The sequence below is a fragment of the Candidatus Pseudothioglobus sp. Uisw_086 genome, from assembly GCF_048085745.1.
In the GTDB taxonomy this organism is placed as follows: domain Bacteria; phylum Pseudomonadota; class Gammaproteobacteria; order PS1; family Pseudothioglobaceae; genus Pseudothioglobus.
Genome location: NZ_CP159803.1, coordinates 1074851 through 1098353, shown reverse-complemented (window position 1 = coordinate 1098353; position 23503 = coordinate 1074851). Strand labels below are relative to the sequence as shown.

The window sequence follows — 23503 nt, the reverse complement described above, 5'->3', positions numbered from 1 at the left end:
ATCAAGAGATGGATATTACTCAAACAATTACTCTAGCTTTAATACAAGGACTTACTGAATTTCTTCCCGTATCTTCATCGGCGCACCTAGTAATACTTCCAAAATTCTTAGATTGGCCGGATCAAGGGTTAGCTTTTGATGTTGTTCTTCATTTTGCCACTTTATGTGCAATTATTTTTTACTACCGCTCTTCATTGGTGTCTTTAACTAAAGACTTTTATGACTCAATTGCAACCAGAAAAACGCAAGGGGAGTCAATGCTTGCCTGGGGCATTATTTTAGGAACAATACCAGTTGGCATTGTGGGTTTATTATTTAGAGAGTCAATCGAGTTAAATTTAAGAAGTTACCAAGTAGTTGCCTTTGCAACTATATTCTTTGGACTTCTGCTAGGTTTCTCAGACTGGCTGCATCGAACATTTCAAAAAAGTAGAGACTATATCCATGGCTCTGATATCCTAATTGTGGGCTGCTTTCAAGCCCTAGCTTTAATTCCTGGAACGTCACGCTCAGGAATAACTATTACTGCGGCTTTACTAATTGGCCTTTCAAGAGCTCTATCAATAAAGTATGCATTTCTTTTATCTATTCCTGTTATTGCACTTGCAACTTTATTAAAAACTTTTGACTTGGTAAAAGACAAAAGTCAAGTTGATTGGGACCTTCTTTTTATTGGATTTGTAGTTGCTTTGATTACTTCATATTTTACAATTGTCTTTTTTATTCGACTGGTTGAAAGAATTGGTTTTTTACCATTTGTCATTTATAGAATTCTATTAGGAGGATTATTATTTCTACTTTAACGCCACAGCCTATTTATCGCAAAGATTATGAACCAAGCTCTCATCTCATAAGAACCACAGAGCTTGACTTTGACCTTGGTGAAACTGAAACAATTGTTTCATCACGCATTTCTTTTTATAAAAATCCTGGTAACAATAAAAAAATTGATAAGCTTTTTTTAAATGGGGAGTCTCTTGAGTTAATATCAATAAAAATTGAAGGCTTAAGTATTAATTATGAGCAAAAAAATGATGGCTTATTTCTAATAAATCCACCTGATAACTTTATTTTAGAGGTGAAAGTTCGAATTCATCCTGAAAGCAAAACGGATCTAAATGGTTTGTACCAATCCAGTGGAAATTTCTGCACCCAATGTGAGGCTATGGGCTTTAGGCAAATTACATACTATCTTGATAGGCCAGATGTATTGAGCGTATTTACCACTAAGATAACAGCTAACAGAAGCCATTATCCAGTACTTCTTAGTAATGGAAACTTGGTCGAAGAAAGTGCTTCACAAGTTATTTGGCATGATCCAGCACCAAAGCCTTGTTATCTATTTGCTTTAGTTGCAGGTAAATTAGATTTCCTTCAAGATAGCTTTGTAACTTCAAAAGGAAGATTGGTTGACTTAAGGTTATACGTAGAGCCTCATAATATGCATAAAACTTCCTTTGCAATGGAGTCCCTTAAAAAATCATTTAAATGGGAAGAGGAGAGGTTTAACCTTTCTTACGACTTGGATATCTACATGATTGTTGCAGTGGATGATTTTAATATGGGTGCTATGGAGAATAAGGGTCTTAATATTTTTAATTCAGACTGTGTTCTTGCTAATCAAGAGACTTCAACAGATGCAAGTTTTATTAGAATTGAGTCTATTATTGGCCACGAGTATTTTCATAATTGGACTGGAAATAGAGTAACTTGTAGAGACTGGTTTCAGCTAAGTCTAAAAGAAGGGTTAACTGTTTTTAGAGATCAAGAATTTTCCTCTGATCTTCGCTCTAGGGCAATTCAAAGAATTACTGACGTTAATGAGCTTAAGACAAGGCAATTCGCTGAAGATTCTGGCCCAATGGCTCATCCAGTAAGGCCAGAGTCGTATATTGCAATGGATAACTTTTATACTGCAACGGTTTATGAGAAAGGCGCAGAAGTTATTCGAATGATTCATACAATTTTAGGAGAAGAGGGCTTTCAAAAAGGAATGACTCTCTATTTTAATCGTCATGATGGCTCGGCAGTTACGATAGATGATTTTGTTGCAAGTATGGCTGATGCTAACCATTTTAATTTTGATAATTTTATGTCTTGGTATAGTCAGTCAGGAACACCTGAGGTAAGTGTGGATGATGAGTATAACTCTGAGCTAAATATTTATAGTGCTACTTTTACTCAAAAAAATCAATCAGCACCTTTTCTAATTCCAAATAAATTTGGATTATTAGCAGATGATGGTAAAGAGATTGAGTCAGGAATGATTTTGATTGATGAGCTTGTAAAAACTATTACATTTGAAAATATTAAGAGTAAGCCAACGCCTTCTTGGTTTAGAGGTTTTTCAGCACCTATTAAGTTTGATTCTAATCTTTCAGCCAGTGAGAAAATTTTTCTTTCATCAAATGATAGTGATCCATTTAATCGTTGGGATAGCGCTCAAAGCTTATGGCTTGAATATATCCTCAACCCAGAGCATGTTGAAGAAAAAGAATTGTTTAGTATGATTAAAAATATTTTCAATAATGACTCAGATTTTGCGCTACTATCTGAAATGATAAGTTTACCTTCAGAGCAAATCATTCATCAACATGTTGGTCAAATTGACGTGCAAGAGGTGAGCCATAAACGTAAAAAATCTAGCCTCTCTATTGCTAATAACTTTAAAGTACTTTTTCTAAAAACATATCAAAAATTAAACTATATAAAAGTCTTTGATTTATCTTCTAAGTCGGTTGGTGAGAGGGCTTTAAAAAACAAATGTTTAAGTTATTTGTCTCAGCTAGGTGAGTATGATTTAGCATATGCACAATATAATAATGCAGATTGTATGACAGATCAATTTAGCGCTTTTCAGTGTTTATTAGATTCTTCAAACCCTTATCGTGATGAGGTTATTTCAAGATTTTATAAGCAGCATAAGTCAGATGCACAGGTAATGGATAAGTGGTTTAGCGCTCAATGTGCCTCATCTATTGCTTCTGTTGCAGATATTAGAGAGCTTATGAAGCATGAATTATTTTCAATGACTAATCCAAATAGAGTCCGATCCGTAATTGGATCTTTTAGCCGAAATAGTATCCAGTTTCATTGTAAAGATGGTTACCAGCTATTAAGTGAAATAATTATTAAGTTAGACAGTATGAATCCTCAAATTGCAGCAAGATTTGTGGGTATTTTTAATCACTGGAGGCGATTTACAAGTAAGTATTCTGCTCTTCAAAAGAGTGAGCTTAACTCAATTATAAGCCAAAAAAAGTTGTCAGACGATGTCTATGAAATTGTTCATACTGCAATAAGGGAGGGCGATTAATGTCTTACTTAAAGGCAAAGCACTTATCTGAACTTCTTGTTTCAAAGGGCTTAACAATTTCTGTTGCTGAATCTTGTACTGGGGGCTCATTATCAAGTTCTTTGACTTCAATTTCAGGGGCATCTTCATATTTTAATTGCGGCTTTATCACTTATAGTAATCAATCAAAAATTGATATGCTTGGGGTAAATCCTGTGTCTATTGAGATGTATGGCGCTGTAAGTGAAAAAGTTGCTCATGAAATGGTTACAGGTGCTGGTCAAAGATCACATAGTAATTTAGCTATCTCAATAACAGGCATTGCCGGTCCTTCTGGGGGCTCTGTGTCAAAACCAGTTGGTATGGTTTGTATTGGTTTTTTCTGTGATGGAAACGTAACAACAACTACTCAATTTTTTTCAGGCTCGAGATCAGATATTGTTTCACAGAGTATTGCTTTCGCTTTGGTTGAGCTTTCTTCAAAAATCTCATGAACTCTTCATTAGTTTCTATAGCGCCAATGATGGACTGGACTGATAGACACTGCAGATATTTTTATCGATTGCTTAGTAAGAACACTCAGCTCTACACAGAAATGATAACTGCAAAGGCAATTTTGAACGGTGATAAAAACCGTTTACTTGACTTTAATGCAGAAGAATATCCACTGACACTTCAGCTTGGAGGAAGCAACCCTTCTGAAATGGCTAAGTGTGCACTCATAGCTCAGGAGTGGGGTTATGACGAAGTTAATATAAATGTTGGATGCCCATCAGATAGGGTCCTTTCAGGTAGTTTTGGTGCTTGTTTAATGAAAGAGCCAGATTTGGTTGCCTCATGCGTTGAAAGTATGATTGAAAATTGTGATATTCCTGTGACAGTTAAAAGCCGAATTGGAATTGATGATATGGAAAATTATGAACAGCTTTCAGATTTTATAATGCGCATTCATAACAAGGGCTGTCAGCACTTTATAATTCATGCCCGTAAAGCATGGCTGCAAGGCTTAAGTCCAAAAGAAAACCGAACTATACCGCCTTTAAATTATCCTTGGGTTTATCAGTTAAAGAGAGATTTTCCTCAACTAAAAATAACTATAAATGGCGGCATTGAAAACTGTAATGAAGTTAAAAATCATCTTGAGTATGTTGATGGAGTAATGCTTGGAAGGTCGGTCTACCATAATCCTTTTTTATTAAGAGAGGTAGACGAGCAAATTTTCGGTACCAAAAAAAATCTTCTAGATCGAGAGCAAATTTTAAAAAAATATATGCTTTATATAAAGCAGCAAATTAAAATTGGAGTCCCAATGAGGTCGATGACTCGTCACATATTGGGCCTTTATCATGGGGAAAGTAATGCTAAGTTGTTTAGAAGATTGTTGAGCGGTAAAACTGTCGAATTAGAACATTTAAATGATTGGTTAGAATTTAAAAAAAATAGTTTAACTGTGGTTAAAAGTGTTTGATAGTTTGGTAAAATTTTTAATAAAAATTCTTTTTATATAATTTCATATGGCAGGTAATAATTTTGTAGCAAGCATAGATATTGGTACTGAGAAGATTGCTCTTCTTGCTGCCGATATAGAAGAATCTGGCCATCTTAGAATTATTGCACATAATTTTTGCTCCTCTGATGGAGTGAAAAAAGGCTCTTTATTTTCTATTGACTCTCTTGCAAGAGTAATTACAAAATTAATTGAGCAAACTAAAAAAGATTTTGGGTATAAGGTTGATTTAGCTCGCATTAATATTTCAGATACTCATTTAACATGCTCCGATGGAAAGGGTAAGGTTTCAATAAATGAAGCTGTTACATTAAAAGATTTGGATTCCGTTCTTGAGTCTGCCATGGCAAAGTCAACCCCAACCAATAAAGAAAAATTACATATCATAAAAAAGAAATTTACAATTAATGAAACTTTGGTGGTTGATAATCCTATTGAGATGGAGGCAGAAGTATTGGAATCTACAGTTCATATTGTGACCGTTTCTAGTTCTAGTATAAGAAATATCGAGCGCTGCCTCGAGCAGAGTGACCTTGAAGCTGAAAAGATTGTCCTTAACTCCATAGCGAAATCTCATGCAGTGTTATCACAAGAAGATAAAGACAGTGGGATTTGCATTTTAGATATAGGTGCTGGAGTTACAAGTTACTCGGTATTTAATGAAGAGGGAATAGTTCGGAGTGGGGTAATAGACTCAGGAGGGGATGAGATTACCCAAGAAATTGCTTATGCATTTGATACTTCATTTGAAGAGGCGAAAAGGCTTAAGGAAAACTATGGTATTGCAAAATCATCAACTCTAAAAGAAGATAAATTGATTCATTTCACCCAAAATAAAGAAGACCATTACCTCTCTAGTTTAGAGCTATCAGAAGTTATTGAAGAGGCGTATCGAGAAATTTTTACATTATTAAATAATGAATTTAAGTACCATAACTTAAATGGCATTATCAGGTCTGGTTTTGTTCTATGTGGAGGTGGAGCTCAAATTAATTCTATATTAGAACTTGTGCGTGATTTTTTTTCTAAAAGAGTTAAAATAGGCCAAATCCAGCGCTCAAAAGTTTCTGGCTTAGAAACAATACTCACAGACTATAAGTATACAGGCGCAATAGGCCTCTTATTGCATGAGGAAGATTTGAGTAATAATGTACTTGCATTGTCTAAAACTGATCAAAGTGTTATGGATAAATTAAAAAAAGTTATTGTAGGAAATTTTTGATTTATGGTTAAGCAAAGAACAATTAAAAAAACAGTGAAAGCTCGTGGTGTTGGTATTCACAGTGGGAAGCTTGTCAATCTAACTTTAATTCCTGCAGCTCCAGACCATGGAGTGGTTTTTAAAAGATTAGATGCCGGTGGAAGGCAGGTTCATGCACATAGTGCTTTTGTTAATGAAGTTGTTTTGTCAACAGGACTTGAAAGTCAAGGTGTTAAAGTTTCAACTATTGAGCATTTAATGTCAGCACTTTCTGCTTTGGGCGTCGATAATCTGTTAGTTGAGTTAGATTCATTTGAGGTGCCGATTATGGATGGATCATCTGCTCCATTTATATTTTTAGTTCAGTCAGCTGGCATTGAAGAACAAGATTCGCATAAGAGATTTATTGTTATTAAGGATACTATCAGAGTAGAAAATGGCCAATCATGGGCACAAGTTTCTCCACATCATGGGTTCAAGGTTTCGCTAGAGATTGACTTTGAACATAAAAAAATTAAAGAAAGTGGCCAGAAACTTACAATAGATTTTGCTGAGCAATCATATCTTAAAGAGATATCACGAGCTAGAACATTTGGATATGAAAGAGATGTTCAAATGCTGCAAAAGCAAAATCTTGCATTAGGGGCAAGTATTGATAATGCCATAGCACTTTCAGATGATGACATTCTCAATGAAGATGGTATGCGCTATCATAATGAATTTGTAAAGCATAAAATTTTAGATATTGTTGGTGACCTTTTTTTATTAGGTGGAAATGTTATCGGTCATTATGAGGGTTATAGAACAGGCCATATGCTTAACGATCAGTTATTATCAGCTATATTATCTCAGCCTAACGCATTTCAAATCGAAACTTTTGAAGAGGGCAACTCTCCAATACATTACTACTCGGAGGATTGGCAAAACGATCTATAGATTGTAATTAGGATTGCTCTTTTTTTTATAATAATAAATCCCATTTTTCAGCGCCTTAAAAGCAAAAACTGCTAAAAACGAAGTCTTTTTGCTTTTGATTCTTTGGGTATAATCAAAAACTTTTAAATTACAGTTATTAGTAATGAAATTGAACGGCGCTGAAATTCTTATAGATTGTTTGCAGAAAGAAGAGGTGGAGTATGTTTTTGGCTACCCCGGCGGAGCCGTACTTCATATTTATGATGCCTTAGAGGCGCAAAACAAGATTAGCCATATATTAGTAAGGCATGAGCAAGGCGCGGCTCATGGTGCTGATGGCTATGCAAGATCTAATGGAAAGCCCGGTGTTGTTCTGGTAACCTCAGGCCCTGGAATTACTAATGCTGTGACAGGTATTGCTACCGCTCATATGGATTCTATACCAATGGTTGTTATTTCTGGTCAAGTGCCTTCTCCATTAATTGGGATGGATGCTTTCCAAGAAGTTGACGCAACTGGAATTACACGCTCATGTGTTAAACATAATTTTCTTATTAGAGATATTAGTGAAATTGCTTCTACTGTTAAGAAAGCTTTTCATATTGCCACTACAGGAAGACCTGGCCCTGTTGTAATAGATATTCCTAAAGACATAACAATTGCTAAGATGGAAGTTGAAGAATATCCTGCAACTATTGAGATGCGTTCATATAAGCCAACTATTAAAGCTAGTAGTCGTCAAATCAAAAAAGCTGCAGAAATGCTAGCTAACTCGAAAAGGCCTATTCTTTACGCTGGTGGTGGGTGCATTATTGGTAATGCCTCTAAAGAGCTTCGTGAATTTACACGTATGGTTGGGTTCCCCATTACTCAAACTCTTATGGGCTTAGGTACTTATCCAATGACTGATAAGCAGTCCCTTGGAATGCTTGGAATGCATGGCACTTATGAAGCTAATATGGCAATGCATGGTTCTGACTGCGTTGTTGCTATTGGCTCTCGATTCGATGACAGAATTACAGGAAATTTAGAAAAATTTTGTCCTACTGCAAAATTTATTCATATTGATATTGATCCATCACAAATTTCAAAGAATGTTGTGGCTGATATACCAATTGTTGGGCAAACGAAGCAAGTTCTTCAGGCTCTAATTGATCAGATGAAAGATAAAAAACTTGAGGACATTTCTAATTGGTGGTCTCAAATTGAAGAATGGAGAAAGGTAGACTCCTTAGCCTATAAAAAATCTTCTGGAGTTATTAAGCCGCAGACAGTAATTGAAATGCTCTATGAGGTTACCAAAGGAAAAGCAATCGTTACTTCAGATGTTGGGCAACATCAGATGTGGGCTGCACAGTATTATTTATTCGATGAGCCTAGGCAATGGATTAATTCGGGCGGTTTAGGAACTATGGGTTTTGGGCTTCCAGCAGCTATGGGTGCTAAACTTGCAATGCCTGATAAAGACGTAGCATGCGTTACAGGTGATGGTAGTATTCAGATGATGCTTCAAGAGCTTTCAACAATGCTTCAATATTCGACGCCAGTAAAAATAATTAATCTTAATAATGGCTATCTCGGAATGGTGAGGCAGTGGCAGGAGTTTTTTTACGAAAAGCGTTATGCAATGTCTTATATGGATGCTTTACCTGACTTTGTAAAGCTTGCAGAAAGTTATGGTCATATGGGCATAAGGGTTGAAAAAGAAGAAGATTTGAAGCCTGCACTTATTGAGGCATTTAATCAAAAAGAACGAACAGTTTTTCTTGATATTGTGACTGACCCATCAGAGAATGTATTCCCAATGATTCCTGCTGGTGGAGGGCACAGTGATATGTTGCTTGCAGGAAGAGATGAAATGGTTTCAAAAGATGAAACTGACTTTAACGCGGTATAGTTTATGAGACACATTATTTCAGTGATACTAGAAAATGAGGCTGGAGCGCTTTCAAGAGTTGCTGGTCTTTTTACTCAGCGAGGCTTTAATATTGAGTCTCTTACTGTGGCAATAACAAATGACCCAAGTTTGTCTAGAATGACCATTGTTTCTTCAGGAAGCGATAGAGTTTTAGAGCAAATTGTTAAACAACTTAATAAATTAATCGAAGTAGTTAAGGTTAGCGATTTAACTAGTCAGGATCATGTGGAGCGAGAATTATTATTGGCCAAGATTTCTTCAAGCTCAAAAGAGGGTGCTAATATAAAAGAATTGGTAGAAATTTTTGGCTGTAAGGTTGTTGATGTTTCAGATAAAGTTTACACCATAGAGGTTTCAGGAAAGACAAAGAAAATTAATGCATTTTTGGATGCTTTTGATCCTTCAAGCATTATTGAAATTTCAAGGACTGGGGTCACCGGGATTTCCAGAGGAAAAAAATTAATTTAAATTTAAGGACAAAAAATGAATAGATATTACGATAAAGACGCAGACCTTTCAATCATTCAAAATAAAAAAGTTGCAGTTATTGGCTATGGCTCTCAAGGCCATGCTCAAGCAAATAATCTAAAGGATTCTGGTGTAGAAGTTGTTGTTGGCCTTAGAGAAGGCTCATCTTCGGCTACTAAAGCTAAAGAGGCTGGATTAGGCGTTATGTCTGTTGAAGAGGCGAGTGCTTGGGCAGATGTTATTATGTTATTGGCTCCAGATGAGTTTCAGGCTAGTATTTATTCAAAAAATATTGAGCCTAACTTGAGACAGGGGGTTGCTTTAGCTTTTTCACATGGCCTTAATATTCATTTTGATATGATTGTTCCAAGACAAGACTTAGATGTAATTATGATTGCTCCAAAAGCACCTGGACATACTGTTCGCTCTGAGTTTGTTAAAGGTGGAGGTATACCAGATCTAATAGCAATTGAGCAGGATGCAACAGGTAATGCTAAAGAAATTGCTCTTTCATATGCTTCAGCAATTGGCGGTGGAAGAACTGGAATACTCGAAACGAGTTTTAGAGAAGAAACTGAAACAGATTTATTTGGTGAGCAAGTTGTTTTATGTGGAGGAACTACTGCTCTTGTCCAAGCTGGATTTGAAACACTTGTAGAAGCTGGATATGAGCCAGAAATGGCATATTTTGAGTGCCTTCATGAATTAAAGCTTATTGTTGATTTGTTGTATGAGGGCGGTATTGCAAATATGCGTTACTCAATTTCAAATACTGCTGAATATGGTGATGTTACTCGAGGACCAAGAATAGTAACTGATGAAACAAAAGCTGAAATGAAGAAAATTTTAAGTGAAATACAAAGTGGTGATTTTGCTAAAGAGTTTATTAAAAATGTTGGTGATTTACCTGGTCGTCGTGATGTTCAGCGCAAACACCAAATTGAAACGGTTGGTGAGAGCTTGCGCTCAATGATGCCGTGGATTGCAAAAAATAAATTAGTAGATCAGACTAAAAACTAATTAATTTTTGATATTGTCAGCTTTATTTTAATTAGCAATGACAGAACAAAAACCAAGAAATAGAGGAATCTACATATTGCCAAGTGTGTTAACAACGTTTGGCTTGTTTGCTGGGTTTTATTCTATCATTGCATCTATTAATGGTGACTTTACAATCGCAGCAATTTCAATAATGGTTGCCATGTTATGGGACACGTTAGATGGGCGAGTAGCTCGGTTAACAAATACTCAAAGTGCTTTTGGCGCGGAGTATGATTCTTTAGCTGACCTTGTTTCTTTTGGCTTGGCTCCAGCTCTTCTGGTTTATTTATGGGGTTTTTCTGGTTTAGGAAGATTTGGCTGGCTTGCAGCCTTTGTTTATTTAGCTTGTGCTGCTTTACGTCTCGCTAGGTTTAATACGCAAGTAGGCTCTGCTGATAAGCGCTATTTTCAAGGGCTCCCTTCACCAGCTGCTGCGGGCGTAATAGCTACAATGATATGGCTTAAAATTTGGGCATTTGCCTTCTTTGATTCGGACGTAATTTCAATAGGTTACATAGGCTACTATCTTGGTGCTGTAATAACAATTATTTGTGGACTTCTTATGGTTAGTAATGTTCGGTATTACAGTTTTAAAGAATTGGATTCAAAAAAAGCATCATTTCGTTTTCTTTTAGCTATTGTTCTTAGTTTAATTGTGCTTCTTTACAAGCCTAATATTGTTTTATTTACTGGATTTTTTCTATACTTGCTCTCAGGTCCATTTATTACTATTATTGGCATTAATAAAAGGCGCATTGAGAAAAAAAAGATTAAGACAACTTAAGTTGCTTTATAATCTTCACTTATGATTAAGAACCTTAATTCAATCACATTACTTTCACTAAGCAAGCTCTTTGCTTTGTTGCGATTATTGCCGTAAGGCAATAATAATCATAATAGACGAAAGTCTATCACTAAAATTTAAGATAAAATTCGTAAAATAAAAAGGAGCAATTAATGTCCGAAAAACTAATAATATTTGATACAACACTTAGAGATGGAGAACAATCACCTGGTGCATCTATGACCAAGGATGAAAAAGTTCGTATCGCTAAAAGTTTAGAAAAAATGAGAGTTGATGTTATTGAAGCTGGTTTTGCAATTGCATCTCAAGGTGACTTTGAAGCTGTTCAAGCAGTTGCTAAAGCCGTGAAAGATTCAACAGTGTGTTCATTAGCAAGAGCTCTTGATAAAGATATTGATCGCGCAGGAGAGTCAATTAAAGGTGCAAATTCTGCTCGAATTCATACTTTTATAGCAACCTCTGATATTCATATGAAGATGAAGCTAAGAATGACACCTGATGAAGTTGTCACTCAAGCAGTTCGCTCTGTTAAAAGAGCAACAAAGTTTACTGATAATATTGAGTTTAGTCCGGAAGATGCTGGTCGTTCAGATATTGATTTTCTCTGCCGAATAATTGAGTCAGCTATTAATGCTGGAGCAACAACAATTAATATTCCAGATACAGTTGGATACAATATACCTCATCAATTTGGTGAAACAATGAGAGAATTAATTGAGAGAATTCCAAATTCTGATAAGGCAATTTTCTCTGCACACTGTCATAATGATTTAGGTCTTGCAGTTTCTAACTCACTTTCTGCAGTTTTAAATGGCGCAAGACAAATTGAATGCACTATTAATGGGCTTGGAGAAAGAGCTGGGAATACCTCTCTTGAAGAGGTTGTAATGGCTGTTCGAACTCGGCAGGATGTATTTGGGCTAGATACAAATATTGATGCTACAGGTATTCTTGCTGCCTCTAGATTAGTATCTTCCATTACTGGGTTTGTTGTTCAACCAAACAAAGCTATTGTTGGAGCTAATGCTTTTGCGCATGAAGCTGGAATTCATCAAGATGGAGTCCTTAAGCATAGAGAAACCTATGAAATCATGAGGGCAGAGGATGTTGGATGGAATCAGAATTCATTAGTACTTGGTAAACATTCTGGCAGGAATGCTTTTAAAGCTAGACTTACAGAATTAGGTATTGATTTTGATTCCGATAAGGCTCTAAATGATGCTTTTGCTAGATTTAAAACCTTAGCCGATAAAAAACATGATATTTTTGATGAAGATCTTCAGGCTTTAGTTTCAGATGCCCAAACTGAATCATCCGAAACAATTCACTTAATTTCACTCAAAGTATCTGCTGAATCTGGGAAAGAGAATACTGCAGATGTAACACTGTTGATAAATGGTAATGAGCAAAGTGCTTCAGCTAAAACATCTGGCGCAGTTGATGCTACTTTTAACGCAATACTTTCATTAGTTGATATTGATCCAAAGCTTCAATTGTATTCTGTAACAAATGTAACTCAAGGAACCGACTCTCTTGGAGAAGTCAATGTTCGCTTAGAATATGAAGGGAAAATTGTAAATGGACAGGGGGTTGATACTGATATTATTACTTCATCCGCTAAAGCATATGTCAATGCTCTTAACAAAGTAATGACAAATGTTGAGAGAGCTCATCCGCAGATTTGATTATGCAGTTAAGAAATAAATATCTTGAAGCTTTAGGAATTCCAGATTTTCTCTATTCAAAAATTGAGTTAAACAAATCTCCTGAGCAGCCTATAAAGCTTTTAATTGTTGAAGTAGGAGCTCAAGACTCATTTTGCTCAAAAGGCGACAGTCAAAACCTGTTAATGAAAATGCTTGAATCTATCAGTTTCAGTATTAAGAATGCTCAGCTTGTGTCACTTGAAAAAAACCTTATTGATGAGTACATAAAAAATAATCCATCAGAGGTTGTAATATTAATGGGCTCTTCTTATGAGTCAAATAAGTCAGCTCTTTTTTTAATGCATCACCCAAGAGATATTTTAAAGAATCCAACTCTTAAGCGTGAATCTTGGGAGATTTTAAAAAAGGTTAAACAATGTCTCAAATAGACTATTCGCTTAACTCATATAAGAGACCCAAGCTAGAGACTCCTAATGGTGAAAAAAGACTATTAATGCACTCATGCTGTGCCCCTTGTGCTGGTGAGATTATGGAGGCTTTGGCCGCATCAGAAATTGAGACAACAATTTTTTTCTATAATCCAAATATTCATCCTTTTGAGGAGTATGAGCTTAGAAAAGAAGAAAATATTCGCTTTGCAAAAAAACTTGGGATGCCAATTATTGATGCAGATTATGATCGAGATGAGTGGTTTTCGAGAACAAAAGGTCAAGAGAATGAGCCAGAAAGGGGAGAGAGGTGTTCTACTTGTTTTGATATGAGGTTTCAAAAAACAGCTAAATATGCTTCTGAAAATAATTTTGATATTATTTCTTCAACACTTGGAATTTCTCGCTGGAAAGATATGAAACAAATTAATGACTCAGGTGCCAGATCTTCTGAACCACACAATGTTCCCTATTGGGATTTTAATTGGCGTAAACAAGGAGGATCTTCTAGGATGCTTGAGTTATCTAAAAAAGAAAACTTTTATCAGCAGGAGTACTGTGGATGCGTCTATTCCCTTAGAGATACTAATAATTGGAGAATCTCAAAGGGCCGAAAAAAGATTGAAAGAGGTGTTAAGTTTTATCAAGAAGCTAAATTAAAACTATCTCAACTAGATTAGTCTTTAATCAGATACAGTAATAGTGATTTCTGAACATGTAGTCGATTTTCAGCTTCACTCCATACAACACTTTGTTCTCCACCAATCACCTCTGCACTTACCTCTTTGCCTCTATAGGCTGGAAGGCAGTGCATAAATATTGCATCATCTTTAGCCCAACCCATCAATTTTTGATCAACTTGAAAGCCCTTAAACGCTGCTTCTCTCTGTTTTATTTCTAATTCTTGTCCCATACTAGTCCAAACATCTGTAACAACAATGTCGGCACCTCTGCAAGCATCACTAGGATTTGCAAAATAACCGATATTTGTTTTATATTTTTCAATAAAATTATCAGATGGCCCATAACCAGGTGGAGTTGCAATCGAAAGACTAAAGTCAAATATTGCTGCAGCTTGCATATATGTTTGACAAACATTGCAGCCATCACCAATCCATGCAATTTTTTTACCTTTGATTGAGCCTCTATGTTCTTGATAAGTCATTAAGTCAGCAAGTATTTGGCAAGGATGAGATTCATCTGAAAGAGCGTTAATAACTGGTTTACTAGAATGCTTTGAAAACTCAACTATATCTTCATGTGAGGACATTCTTAGCATTATTGCATCAACCATAGAGCTAATAACTATAGCGCTGTCAGTAATTGGTTCTCCTCTTCCTAGTTGTATATCTTTTTCAGAGAGAAAAAGTGACTGACCACCAAGCTGCGTCATCCCCGCTTCAAATGAAACTCTAGTTCGGGTAGAGGATTTATCAAAAATCATTGCTAAAGTTTTGTTTTTAAGGGTTTCATTTATAAGTCCAGACTTATGCTCTTTTTTAAGCAAGATAGCTCGATTTATAATTCCTTGTAAATCATTTTGAGAGAATTGGTCAAAGTCGATGAAATGATTGGGCATAGTTATTCCTAAATAATAATTAGTTTTATAATCTTTTTGATCAAGATATCAATTTCTTTTTTAGATATTATTAGTGGTGGCAACATTCTAATAGAATTACCAGTGATGTTTATTAATAGCTTGTCTTCTAGAGCTTTTTGAGTAAGTTTGCTGCAATCAATAATATTTTCATCAAGTCCAATACCAATCATCAGTCCTTTGATTCTTAACTCCTTTACTACATTAAAATTCATTATTTTCGACTTAAATTCTGACTCAAAATATTGGCTCATTTTCATTACGTTATCAAGAATTAAGTCACTCTCAAAGACGTCAAGAACACTTAAAGCTACGCCCGTTACTAGTGGGTTCCCTCCAAAGGTTGAGCCATGAGTTCCTGGAGTTAGCATCTCAGCGGCTTTACCTTTGGCGAGGCAAGCTCCAATTGGAACGCCGTTACCTAGGCCTTTAGCAAGGCAGAGAATATCAGGAGTAATTTTGTTGTGCTGATGAGCAAAAAGCCTTCCTGTTCTTCCCATTCCTGCCTGAACTTCATCAAGAATATAGAGCCATTCATTTTGTTCACAAAGTATTTTTACTTTATTAAGGTAATCTGATTGAGGAATTATAACTCCAGCCTCTCCTTGAACAGGTTCAAGCATGACTGCAACCACATCTTTATTTTTACTGTATTTATTAATAGCATCAATGTCATCAAAGTCAACATGAACAAACTCACTCATTAGTGGTGAAAAACCCTCTTGAACTTTGCTTTGACCTGTTGCAGAAAGAGTTGCCATTGTTCTGCCATGAAAACCTTTATTTGCAGTTAAAACAATTGGATTATGAATATCTTTAGAGCGTGCATACAGCCTAGCAATTTTAATGGCAGCTTCATTCGCTTCAGCTCCAGAGTTTGAAAAGAAGGCTTTGTCCATATTAGCAAGGTGACATAGGCGTGTTGCCAGTTTTTCTTGGTTTGCAATGCGGTAAACATTTGAGGTGTGAAGTAGTTTTTTTGACTGATTGACTATACTCTTTGTAATTGCTGGATGAGAGTGACCAAGGTTCACTACGCCAATACCTGAAAGTGCATCAAGATATTCATATCCAGATGTATCAGTTAGCCAACAGCCACTCCCTTTTACAAAGGTAACCTCGAGTGGGTAATAGTTAGACATTAAGTTTGACATAAAAAAATTCCAGTAAATAAATAAAAAAAGCCCCATAATGGGGCTTTTGAATCTAAGTTATTTGCCAGATTAAGGCAAAATAGCCACCATTAATAAATAAACGTGAAGACAAGATCTTCGAGAAATATAAGGATTTATTCGGCGTGATTCAGATAACATTTCAATATTCAGTAAAACTAAAAAGATTTATTATATCCTAATTTCTTCACTCATACTTTCTGTAATTTGCTCAATAAAAAAGATAAAAAAGTTCAATAGTATGATCAATTTATGACACAATATGGTTGCAAGAAATACAATTTTATTTCATTAATCTAAGGAGTAAAAATGCAACTTAACCTTTCTGGTCATCATCTTGATATTACATCTTCTATCAGGCAACATACGAGTGATAAACTCACAAAAATAAAGCATCACTTTGATAATGTTATGAATGTTAATATGATTTTAGAAGTGCAAAAAGATCTTCAAAAAGCCGAAGCAACTATTCATGTTAGTGGGGCTGATTTATTTGCAAAAGCCCAAAGTAGCGATATGTATGTTTCTATTGATCAACTAATCAATAAGCTTGATTCTCAAATAATCAAGCATAAAGAAAAACTACATAACCACAGAGCTTAGCTTATATAAATTATAATACGATGTAATAACTGCATAACAAGTTAAGCTTGTTATGCAGTCTAAACCATTGGATTATAAATATGGCTGAAGTTGAACTTACTAATTTCGAAGTAAGCCTTCAAAATTTAATGATTTCATTAGAAGCATCAAATCATGGTGAGGCAAAATATCAAATCAAAGAACTTCATCCTGGAGAAATAGCAAGACTTTTAGAAGCCATTCAACCAAAAGATAGAGCAGTTATTTGGCCTGGGATTGAAATTTCAATTCAAGGCGAAGTTTTAAAAGAGGTTAATGAAGATGTCCAGTCCCAGTTAATTGGCGAAATGTCGGTAGATGATCTTGTTAAGGCTACTGAAAAATTAGATACGGATGACTTGGCAGATATTGTCCCAAACCTACCTGAGTCTGCTGTTCATAGCCTTTTATTGACACTCGATTTTAAACATCGAGAGCGCCTTAACAAAATTCTGAGCTACCCTGAAGACTCTGCTGGTGGATTAATGAATACTGACTTTATAACTGTCAGACCTGATGTCACAATAAGAGCTGTAATAAGATATTTAAGGCTATTGAAAGAGATGCCAGTAGACACTGACCAAATTTTTGTTGTTGATAGAGACTTTAATTATTTAGGCTCCTTACTTGTTACTACCTTGCTAACTGAAGAGCCAGAGCAAGTGGTATCTTCATTGACCAATAGTGAGGCTTCAAAACCAATTAATGCTGATACTGATGAATCTGAAGTAGCTATACTATTTGAACAAAGAAATTTAATTTCAGCTCCCGTGATTGATGAGAATAATCAGTTAGTTGGGCGAATTACAATTGATGATGTGGTTGATGTAATTCGTGATCAGGCTGAACATTCTGTGATGTCCATGGTTGGTTTGGATGAGGATGAGGATGTCTTTGCCCCTATTTTCCAAAGCTCAAAGCGCCGCAGTGTCTGGCTAGGAGTTAATTTAATAACGGCATTTATTGCGGTCTACTTTATTGGTCTTTTTGAAGCCACCTTGCAGCAAAAAATTGCTTTAGCAATATTAATGCCAGTAGTTGCTAGTATGGGCGGTATTGCAGGTACTCAAACGCTGATAATAGTTACTCGAGGAATTGCAACGGGAAGGGTAACCTCAGCTAACATCAAAACTTTAATAAACAAAGAAGTTGCAGTAAGTGGCCTCAATGGCATAATTTGGTCTGTCGTTATTGGCCTAATTACTTACTACTGGTTTTTTGACTTACTGCTGAGCTTAGTCATAGCCCTTGCAATAATTACCAATTTACTTGTTGCTGCTTTTTCTGGTGCATTTTTACCTTTGGCACTTACTAAGTTAAAGATAGATCCTGCTTTGGCTGGAGGAGTTATTCTCACAACTATTACTGATGTCATTGGGTTTGTAGCCTTCCTTGGGTTAGCAGCTTTATTTATCTGATTTTTGTACTGAAATGAAACTCTTGTATACGAATGAAAATCGAATAATGGTGATGAATGTTAAAAATGTTTTAATTAATAACGGTTATGAGGTCGTTCTTAATAACGAGTTTGCATCGAGTGCATCTGGTGGTTTAGCCCCCTTCGATACTTGGCCTGAGGTCTGGCTTTTAAAAGATAGTGAGCTAGAAGAGGCTAAAAAAGTTATTGAGTCAATTGACACTGAAATAAGCTTAATTACTTGGAAGTGTGGGGATTGTAATGAGATCAATGATCAAACTTTTGATTTTTGCTGGAAGTGTGGCAGAGACAACTTTCAATAAACTGTTCTTATGAAAAAACTTATCTTACTTTCATTAATTGTAACAATTATTGGTTTTTTTCTAAGGATATCTATTTAGTTATAAAACTAATTGGGTACTTTGCTTTTTTCTGGTCTATTATTAGGCTTGGAAGGTTTCTATCTAGAGACTTCAATGATGGCAGAGACAATGATTATTTTGGTGAGTAATAACGCAGTATTTGGTGAAAACTGAAGCATGAAAACCCTCAAAACTAAAGCTTTCTTGTCATTTTTATATGATCAATGCCAGCCTCTTCATACTTTTCACCAGTACAAGTAAAGCTAAGATCAATATAAAATCCACGAGCATGCCACTGAGACGAAAGCCATAAGCTTTTTAATTGATTTTCTTGAGCCCACTCAATGAGCATTTTCATAATTAATTTACCAACACCCTTGCCTCGAAATTGTTTTAAAACAGCGACCCTTCCTATATGCCCATCAGACAAAATTCTTCCTGTTCCTATTGCCTTGTCATCTAATAATATGAGTATATGAGTAGCGTCATCATCAAGCCCATCTATTTCAAGCTCTTCAGGGACATTTTGCTCATCAACGAAAACTTTAAATCTGACTTCACATATTTCTTTATGATTAGATTTATAGCTAGTTGTAATTGCAGAAATATTTTTCATAATGACCTATAAGTGAACAAAAAAAAGATTAACCGCTAGAGCAATATATATTAAAGCTGCAACAAGGTTAAGATTTTTATTTATAGTTTTTGATTTTTTTAAAGTTCCTTCAAGGAAGCTAGATAAATAGGCAATTGATGTGAAAACAAAAAATGCACTAAAAATGAAGAGTAATCCAAGGAGAAATATCTGAGATGAGACATTATTATTGGAATTTACAAACTGAGGCAAAAAGACCAAAAAAAAGATTGCTACTTTTGGGTTGGTTAAGTTCATAACAACACCCGTTAAATAGTATGATTTATTTGAACTATTTTGGGAGGCTTTCCCTAAGTTTAACTCTTTATTTTGAATCGAGAGCCATGCAAGATACACAAGGTAAAAAGCGCCAATAATTTTCAGTCCATTGAAGGCAATTGCACTTGTTTGAAAAACAACACTTACACCAATCGCAACTAAGATTGTGTGTCCTATGAGCCCTGTGCAAAGACCAAGTGTAGTATAGAGTCCAATTTTCCATCCCTTTAAAGCTGAATTACTCATAACAAATAGATTGTCAGGCCCAGGAACTAGGCTTAGAACTACAGATGCAGTAATAAAAGTTATTATTGTCTCAATACTCAATACTTCTAACATTTATAAACCTTTGGCGTAGTTATTTGCTAAACACTTCTGTTAAATTTTTGTAGGCTTTGAGTTCGATAGAGTTACCTGAATAGTCCTCAAAAAACATTGTTGCCTGCTCACCAGGTTGGCCTAAAAACCTCACATTAGGAGTAATAATAAATTTAACAGATTTTGATTGCAGCTTATGGGCTAAATTATAAAAGGTATCCCAATCTAGTACACAACCAAAGTGAGGCATAGGAACTGAAACACCTTCTACGCTTGAGCTAGAATTACTACTTTTTATTACCTCACCAACATGAAGCGAGAGTTGGTTTCCAAAAAAATTGAAATCTACCCAGGTTTCTGAGCTTCTTCCCTCAAGACACCCTAAAAGACTCCCATAGAATCTTCTTGTAGACTCTAGATCAGTCACTGTATATGCTAAATGAAAGACACTCATAAAAATCTAGTTAAGACGTACCCATTATTAAACCAATAAGAATTAATGTGGAACCAGTAACTCTATTTTGCCATAATATTTTTTTTGGGTCTGACAGAAATGATTTTGATATTTCAGCAAGCATGACGTAGCCAATCATTACAATTAAATCAACACTAATTAATGTTGCAGTTAAAATTAAACAAGTAGAAATTTTAAGGGCAGTTAAATCGACAAAAAGTGGTATTAATGCAAGAAAAAAAACGGTGCCTTTGATGTTTGTTATGTTCACAAAAAAACCCTTTAGAAGAGAACTCAAAGGGTTAAAAGCTTTCTCTAGGTAGGCTTTAGAAGTAGATATCTGTTCAATTTTTTTAAGCCATTGCATAATTCCTAGCGCAATTAAGTAAAGCATTCCCAGCATTTTAATTATTGAAAAAATACTTGGAAACTGATCAATTAATACTCCTAGTCCCAGCAACAGAAATATAATTTGACTCATTAATCCAAGTTGCAGGCCAATTACTGAAATTATAGATCTCTTCAAGCCATATTGAGTGCCCTGACTAATTGAAAAAATTGCTCCAGGGCCAGGGGATATACTAATAAAAAGTGCAGATGCTAATAGCCCAAGCCAGACAGTTAATTCCATAAGTTCATTTAGTTAAAGGGAATTGGTGAAACCTTCCCTAGTCTTTTGCCCCAAGGCGTTTCTACTTCTACTTCTGAGTCTATATCATTGAAGCCTTTGTCAAGAGTGGCCATAGCCATATTAATTTTTAGTCTTGGTGAATATGCAGCGCTAGTAACCTTTCCACATATTTTGTTGCCACTTTTAACTTGCCATGGGCTAGCACAGCCACCAATAAATGCATCACCCTCAACAACAAGGCCAACTAGTTTTTTAGTGATGCCTTCAGAGCGTATTTTATGGAGTGCATTTCTACTTAAGTAATCAGCTTCTTTATCGAGCTGACAAAAATTAGCTAAAGGAAGCTCCAGGGGGTTACTATTTATATCCATGTCATTGCCCCATGAAAACAGACCCGACTCAACTCTTTCAATGTTATTTGGTGTTCCAGGCTTTATGTCATATTTTTTTCCAGCATTAGCAATAATATCCCAGAGTTTTTGACCTTGAGAGCCATCACGAAGATAGAGCTCAAAACCACCTTGCTTACTCCACCCTGATTTTTGGACAATGAGAGGAATGCCTTCTAACTCAACTTCTTTAAAAAAGAAATACTTGATATCTTTAACCCAGTCACCAAACAAATCAATCATTAATGGTAAGTGGTTAGGTCCTTGGATAGCAAGGGGAGATACATCTGGCTCACTAATCTGAACATCCCAGCCAAGTCCACAGACAAGTCCACGAGTCCATAGTAAAACATCACTATCAGCAATCGAAAGCCAAAAATGATTTTCAGCCAATTTTAATATTATTGGATCATTTATAATTCCACCATTTTCATCAGTAATAAGGGCATATTTTCCTTGACCAATTTGGAGTTTTGAGAGATCTCTAGAAGTAATATATTCAACAAACTTATACGCATCACCACCAATTATTTCAACTTGCCTCTCAGCTGCAACATCCCACATCGTGACGTTATTCATTAAATTCCAGTAGTCAGCCTCTGCACCTTCATAAGAAGTGGGCATAATCATATGATTGTATAACGTGAAAGTTTTAGCTCCTGCTTTAAGAGTAGCCTCGTAATATGGGGATTTTCTTAAGCGGTCTGAAAGGGTAAAGTTGACATGTCCATCCATTGGGGTTGCTCCAAGTTTTAAGTATTATTACTTTTTAAAAGAATGTTGTCTTGCAAAGATAAAAAAGTGTATTTTATACCTTATTTTTTAAATTTTTCAACTATAAAGAATCTGCAGAAATACCATTCGATTTAAGCCATTCAGCAAACTTTGTCTTTATTTCATTTAGCGATTTATTGTCATTAGCTTCAAAACGTAAAACTAAGCAAGGAGTTGTATTGGAAGCCCTGACAAGCCCCCAACAATTTTCATAGTCGACTCTAACGCCATCAATAGTATTAATAGTAGCATTTGGAAAATTAATGTCCGCTGATAATTTATTCATTGCTTCAAACTGTTGACCATGCTTCTCAAAGTTAATATTAATTTCAGGGGTGCTAAGGTTTACTGGCATTTCATCAAAAATTTCAAAACATGACTTATTGCTCTTAGAGATAATTTCTAATAGCCTTGCTCCAGTATAAAGAGCATCATCAAAGCCATACCAGCGCTCCTTAAAGAAAATATGCCCTGACATCTCTCCTGCTAACTCTGCTTTAGTTTCTTTAAGTTTTTGTTTAATGAAGCTATGACCCGTTCTGGACATAATTGGCTCACCCCCATTTTCAGAAATAAATTTAGGCAGAAGTGAAGAGCACTTCACATCAAAAATAATTTTTGCACCTTTATTTCTACTTAATACATCCTTAGAATAAAGCATCATTTGCTGATCAGCCCAAATAATTTGACCTCTGTTGTCAACCAATCCTAGTCTATCTCCATCTCCATCAAAAGCAAGACCTAAGTCAGAATTAGTATCTTTAACCTCTTGGATTAAATCTTGTAAATTTTCGGGTTTAGAGGGATCTGGATGGTGGTTTGGAAACCTACCATCAACTAAACAAAAGAGTTTGGTGACTTTAACGCCTAATGCTTCAAACAATTGGGGAGCAATGTTACCTGCTACACCATTGCCACAATCAATTACAATTTTGAGATCTTTCTCAATTTTGATATCTGACTTAATCGTGTCTATATAATTTTGATCGATATTTATAGAAGTTGAGGTTCCAGAGCCAGAAGAAAAATTGTTCTCATTAATTCTTTTAAGTAGGTCTTGAATTCTTTCAGCTGAAAGAGTTTCACCTGCGACCATAATTTTTAATCCATTATATTCTGCAGGGTTGTGCGACCCAGTAATCATAACGCCTGATGTTGCTCCTTTAGTATAAGTTGCAAAATACACAACTGGAGATGGAACCATACCTATATTCACCACGTGACAGCCACTCTCAAGGAGGCCTGAAATCAATGCATCTGATAATTCTGGTCCCGTTAAGCGCCCATCTCTTCCTACAACAACACCTCTTTCACCTTTTTCAATAGATTCACTACCAACAGCCTTGCCAATCAATTTGACAATTTCTGGTGTTAGTTCAGTTTCAACAATACCTCTTATATCGTAGGCTTTGAAGATTGAAGTTGGAATATTCATTAAAATATTTTTTAAAAATTAAAGATGCAGCTATTTTAACAAATTTTTATTTTAGAAATCGATAGAAGATTTCCAAGGGAACAAAATAAAAAGGTTTATTGATAATGCTAGCTAATCGCTCTTTTCTCAATATTTATAAAGACTTTTCTCTAAGCTTAAACTGCACCTTATTAAG

The 23503-nt window shown here is 35.5% G+C and carries 24 protein-coding genes; 16 read left to right on the top strand and 8 right to left on the bottom strand.

Translation table 11 applies throughout. The features are described 5' to 3' along the window. Positions 1–8 precede the first annotated feature (8 nt). The 13 genes from ABXT49_RS05475 (at position 9) to ABXT49_RS05415 (ending at position 13925) form a co-directional block, all read left to right on the top strand. On the top strand, positions 9–803 hold the full coding sequence (locus tag ABXT49_RS05475; RefSeq protein ID WP_416651021.1) for an undecaprenyl-diphosphate phosphatase: 795 nt from the start codon (positions 9–11) through the stop codon (positions 801–803). Next, the gene (pepN, locus tag ABXT49_RS05470; RefSeq protein WP_416653537.1) at positions 791–3316 is read left to right on the top strand and encodes an aminopeptidase N; all 2526 of its coding nucleotides are present in this window, start codon (positions 791–793) and stop codon (positions 3314–3316) included. Before ABXT49_RS05475 ends, pepN begins: the two co-directional genes overlap by 13 nt. Beyond that, positions 3316–3789, top strand: a complete 474-nt coding sequence (locus tag ABXT49_RS05465; RefSeq protein WP_416651019.1) for a CinA family protein — start codon at positions 3316–3318, stop codon at positions 3787–3789. The genes pepN and ABXT49_RS05465 overlap by 1 nt, the downstream gene beginning before the upstream one ends. After that, the gene (gene dusA, locus ABXT49_RS05460) at positions 3786–4763 is read left to right on the top strand and encodes a tRNA dihydrouridine(20/20a) synthase DusA (RefSeq protein ID WP_416651017.1); all 978 of its coding nucleotides are present in this window, start codon (positions 3786–3788) and stop codon (positions 4761–4763) included. The genes ABXT49_RS05465 and dusA overlap by 4 nt, the downstream gene beginning before the upstream one ends. 46 nt (positions 4764–4809) lie before the next feature. Then, positions 4810–6024, top strand: coding sequence for a cell division protein FtsA (gene ftsA, locus ABXT49_RS05455; protein ID WP_416651015.1), 1215 nt, complete (start codon positions 4810–4812; stop codon positions 6022–6024). Positions 6025–6027: 3 nt separating this feature from the next. After that, on the top strand, positions 6028–6939 hold the full coding sequence (gene lpxC / locus ABXT49_RS05450) for a UDP-3-O-acyl-N-acetylglucosamine deacetylase (RefSeq protein ID WP_416651013.1): 912 nt from the start codon (positions 6028–6030) through the stop codon (positions 6937–6939). 142 nt (positions 6940–7081) lie between these two features. Continuing rightward, positions 7082–8815: a biosynthetic-type acetolactate synthase large subunit gene (ilvB, locus tag ABXT49_RS05445; RefSeq protein ID WP_416651011.1), complete on the top strand. Its 1734-nt coding sequence runs from the start codon at positions 7082–7084 to the stop codon at positions 8813–8815. Positions 8816–8818: 3 nt separating this feature from the next. Next, a complete protein-coding gene (ilvN, locus tag ABXT49_RS05440; protein ID WP_416651009.1) occupies positions 8819–9304 on the top strand; it encodes an acetolactate synthase small subunit in 486 nt (161 codons plus the stop codon). A gap of 15 nt (positions 9305–9319) precedes the next feature. Beyond that, entirely contained in the window at positions 9320–10324 is a 1005-nt protein-coding gene (ilvC, locus tag ABXT49_RS05435; RefSeq protein ID WP_416651007.1) for a ketol-acid reductoisomerase, read from the top strand. Positions 10325–10361: 37 nt separating this feature from the next. After that, positions 10362–11129 (top strand): CDP-diacylglycerol--serine O-phosphatidyltransferase, encoded by a 768-nt coding sequence (pssA, locus tag ABXT49_RS05430; RefSeq protein ID WP_416651005.1) that lies wholly within the window; start codon positions 10362–10364, stop codon positions 11127–11129. 173 nt (positions 11130–11302) lie between these two features. After that, positions 11303–12835, top strand: coding sequence for a 2-isopropylmalate synthase (locus tag ABXT49_RS05425; RefSeq protein WP_416651003.1), 1533 nt, complete (start codon positions 11303–11305; stop codon positions 12833–12835). A gap of 2 nt (positions 12836–12837) precedes the next feature. Continuing rightward, positions 12838–13245, top strand: coding sequence for a hypothetical protein (locus ABXT49_RS05420; RefSeq protein WP_416651001.1), 408 nt, complete (start codon positions 12838–12840; stop codon positions 13243–13245). Continuing rightward, a complete protein-coding gene (locus ABXT49_RS05415; protein ID WP_416650999.1) occupies positions 13233–13925 on the top strand; it encodes an epoxyqueuosine reductase QueH in 693 nt (230 codons plus the stop codon). The genes ABXT49_RS05420 and ABXT49_RS05415 overlap by 13 nt, the downstream gene beginning before the upstream one ends. Here ABXT49_RS05415 and argF read toward each other — a convergent pair. Together argF and ABXT49_RS05405 are read right to left on the bottom strand one after the other, a co-directional pair. After that, entirely contained in the window at positions 13922–14824 is a 903-nt protein-coding gene (argF, locus tag ABXT49_RS05410) for an ornithine carbamoyltransferase (protein WP_416650997.1), read from the bottom strand. The genes ABXT49_RS05415 and argF overlap by 4 nt on opposite strands. Positions 14825–14832: 8 nt before the next feature. After that, positions 14833–15996: an aspartate aminotransferase family protein gene (locus tag ABXT49_RS05405; protein WP_416650995.1), complete on the bottom strand. Its 1164-nt coding sequence runs from the start codon at positions 15994–15996 to the stop codon at positions 14833–14835. A 327-nt stretch (positions 15997–16323) separates the two neighbouring features. On the opposite strand from ABXT49_RS05405, the gene hpf reads away from it, so the two are divergent. The 3 genes from hpf to ABXT49_RS05390 all read left to right on the top strand — a co-directional run bounded on the left by hpf (position 16324) and on the right by ABXT49_RS05390 (position 18375). Further along, on the top strand, positions 16324–16617 hold the full coding sequence (gene hpf, locus ABXT49_RS05400; RefSeq protein WP_271537573.1) for a ribosome hibernation-promoting factor, HPF/YfiA family: 294 nt from the start codon (positions 16324–16326) through the stop codon (positions 16615–16617). 80 nt (positions 16618–16697) lie between these two features. Next, a complete protein-coding gene (mgtE, locus tag ABXT49_RS05395; protein WP_416650993.1) occupies positions 16698–18053 on the top strand; it encodes a magnesium transporter in 1356 nt (451 codons plus the stop codon). Positions 18054–18066: 13 nt separating this feature from the next. After that, entirely contained in the window at positions 18067–18375 is a 309-nt protein-coding gene (locus ABXT49_RS05390; RefSeq protein ID WP_271558645.1) for a DUF2007 domain-containing protein, read from the top strand. A gap of 232 nt (positions 18376–18607) precedes the next feature. On the opposite strand, the gene ABXT49_RS05385 is transcribed toward ABXT49_RS05390, so the two are convergent. From ABXT49_RS05385 to ABXT49_RS05360, 6 genes are all read right to left on the bottom strand, one after another. Then, entirely contained in the window at positions 18608–19030 is a 423-nt protein-coding gene (locus ABXT49_RS05385; RefSeq protein WP_271537579.1) for a GNAT family N-acetyltransferase, read from the bottom strand. A gap of 6 nt (positions 19031–19036) precedes the next feature. After that, on the bottom strand, positions 19037–19666 hold the full coding sequence (locus ABXT49_RS05380) for a LysE family translocator (protein WP_416650991.1): 630 nt from the start codon (positions 19664–19666) through the stop codon (positions 19037–19039). Positions 19667–19685: 19 nt separating this feature from the next. Further along, positions 19686–20099: a VOC family protein gene (locus ABXT49_RS05375; RefSeq protein ID WP_271558649.1), complete on the bottom strand. Its 414-nt coding sequence runs from the start codon at positions 20097–20099 to the stop codon at positions 19686–19688. Positions 20100–20109: 10 nt separating this feature from the next. Continuing rightward, positions 20110–20730, bottom strand: a complete 621-nt coding sequence (locus tag ABXT49_RS05370) for a LysE family transporter (protein WP_271558650.1) — start codon at positions 20728–20730, stop codon at positions 20110–20112. A gap of 8 nt (positions 20731–20738) precedes the next feature. Further along, on the bottom strand, positions 20739–21854 hold the full coding sequence (locus ABXT49_RS05365) for a dimethylsulfoniopropionate demethylase (protein WP_416650989.1): 1116 nt from the start codon (positions 21852–21854) through the stop codon (positions 20739–20741). Positions 21855–21954: 100 nt separating this feature from the next. Continuing rightward, positions 21955–23328, bottom strand: a complete 1374-nt coding sequence (locus ABXT49_RS05360; protein ID WP_416650987.1) for a phosphomannomutase/phosphoglucomutase — start codon at positions 23326–23328, stop codon at positions 21955–21957. Between the last annotated feature and the right edge of the window lie 175 nt (positions 23329–23503).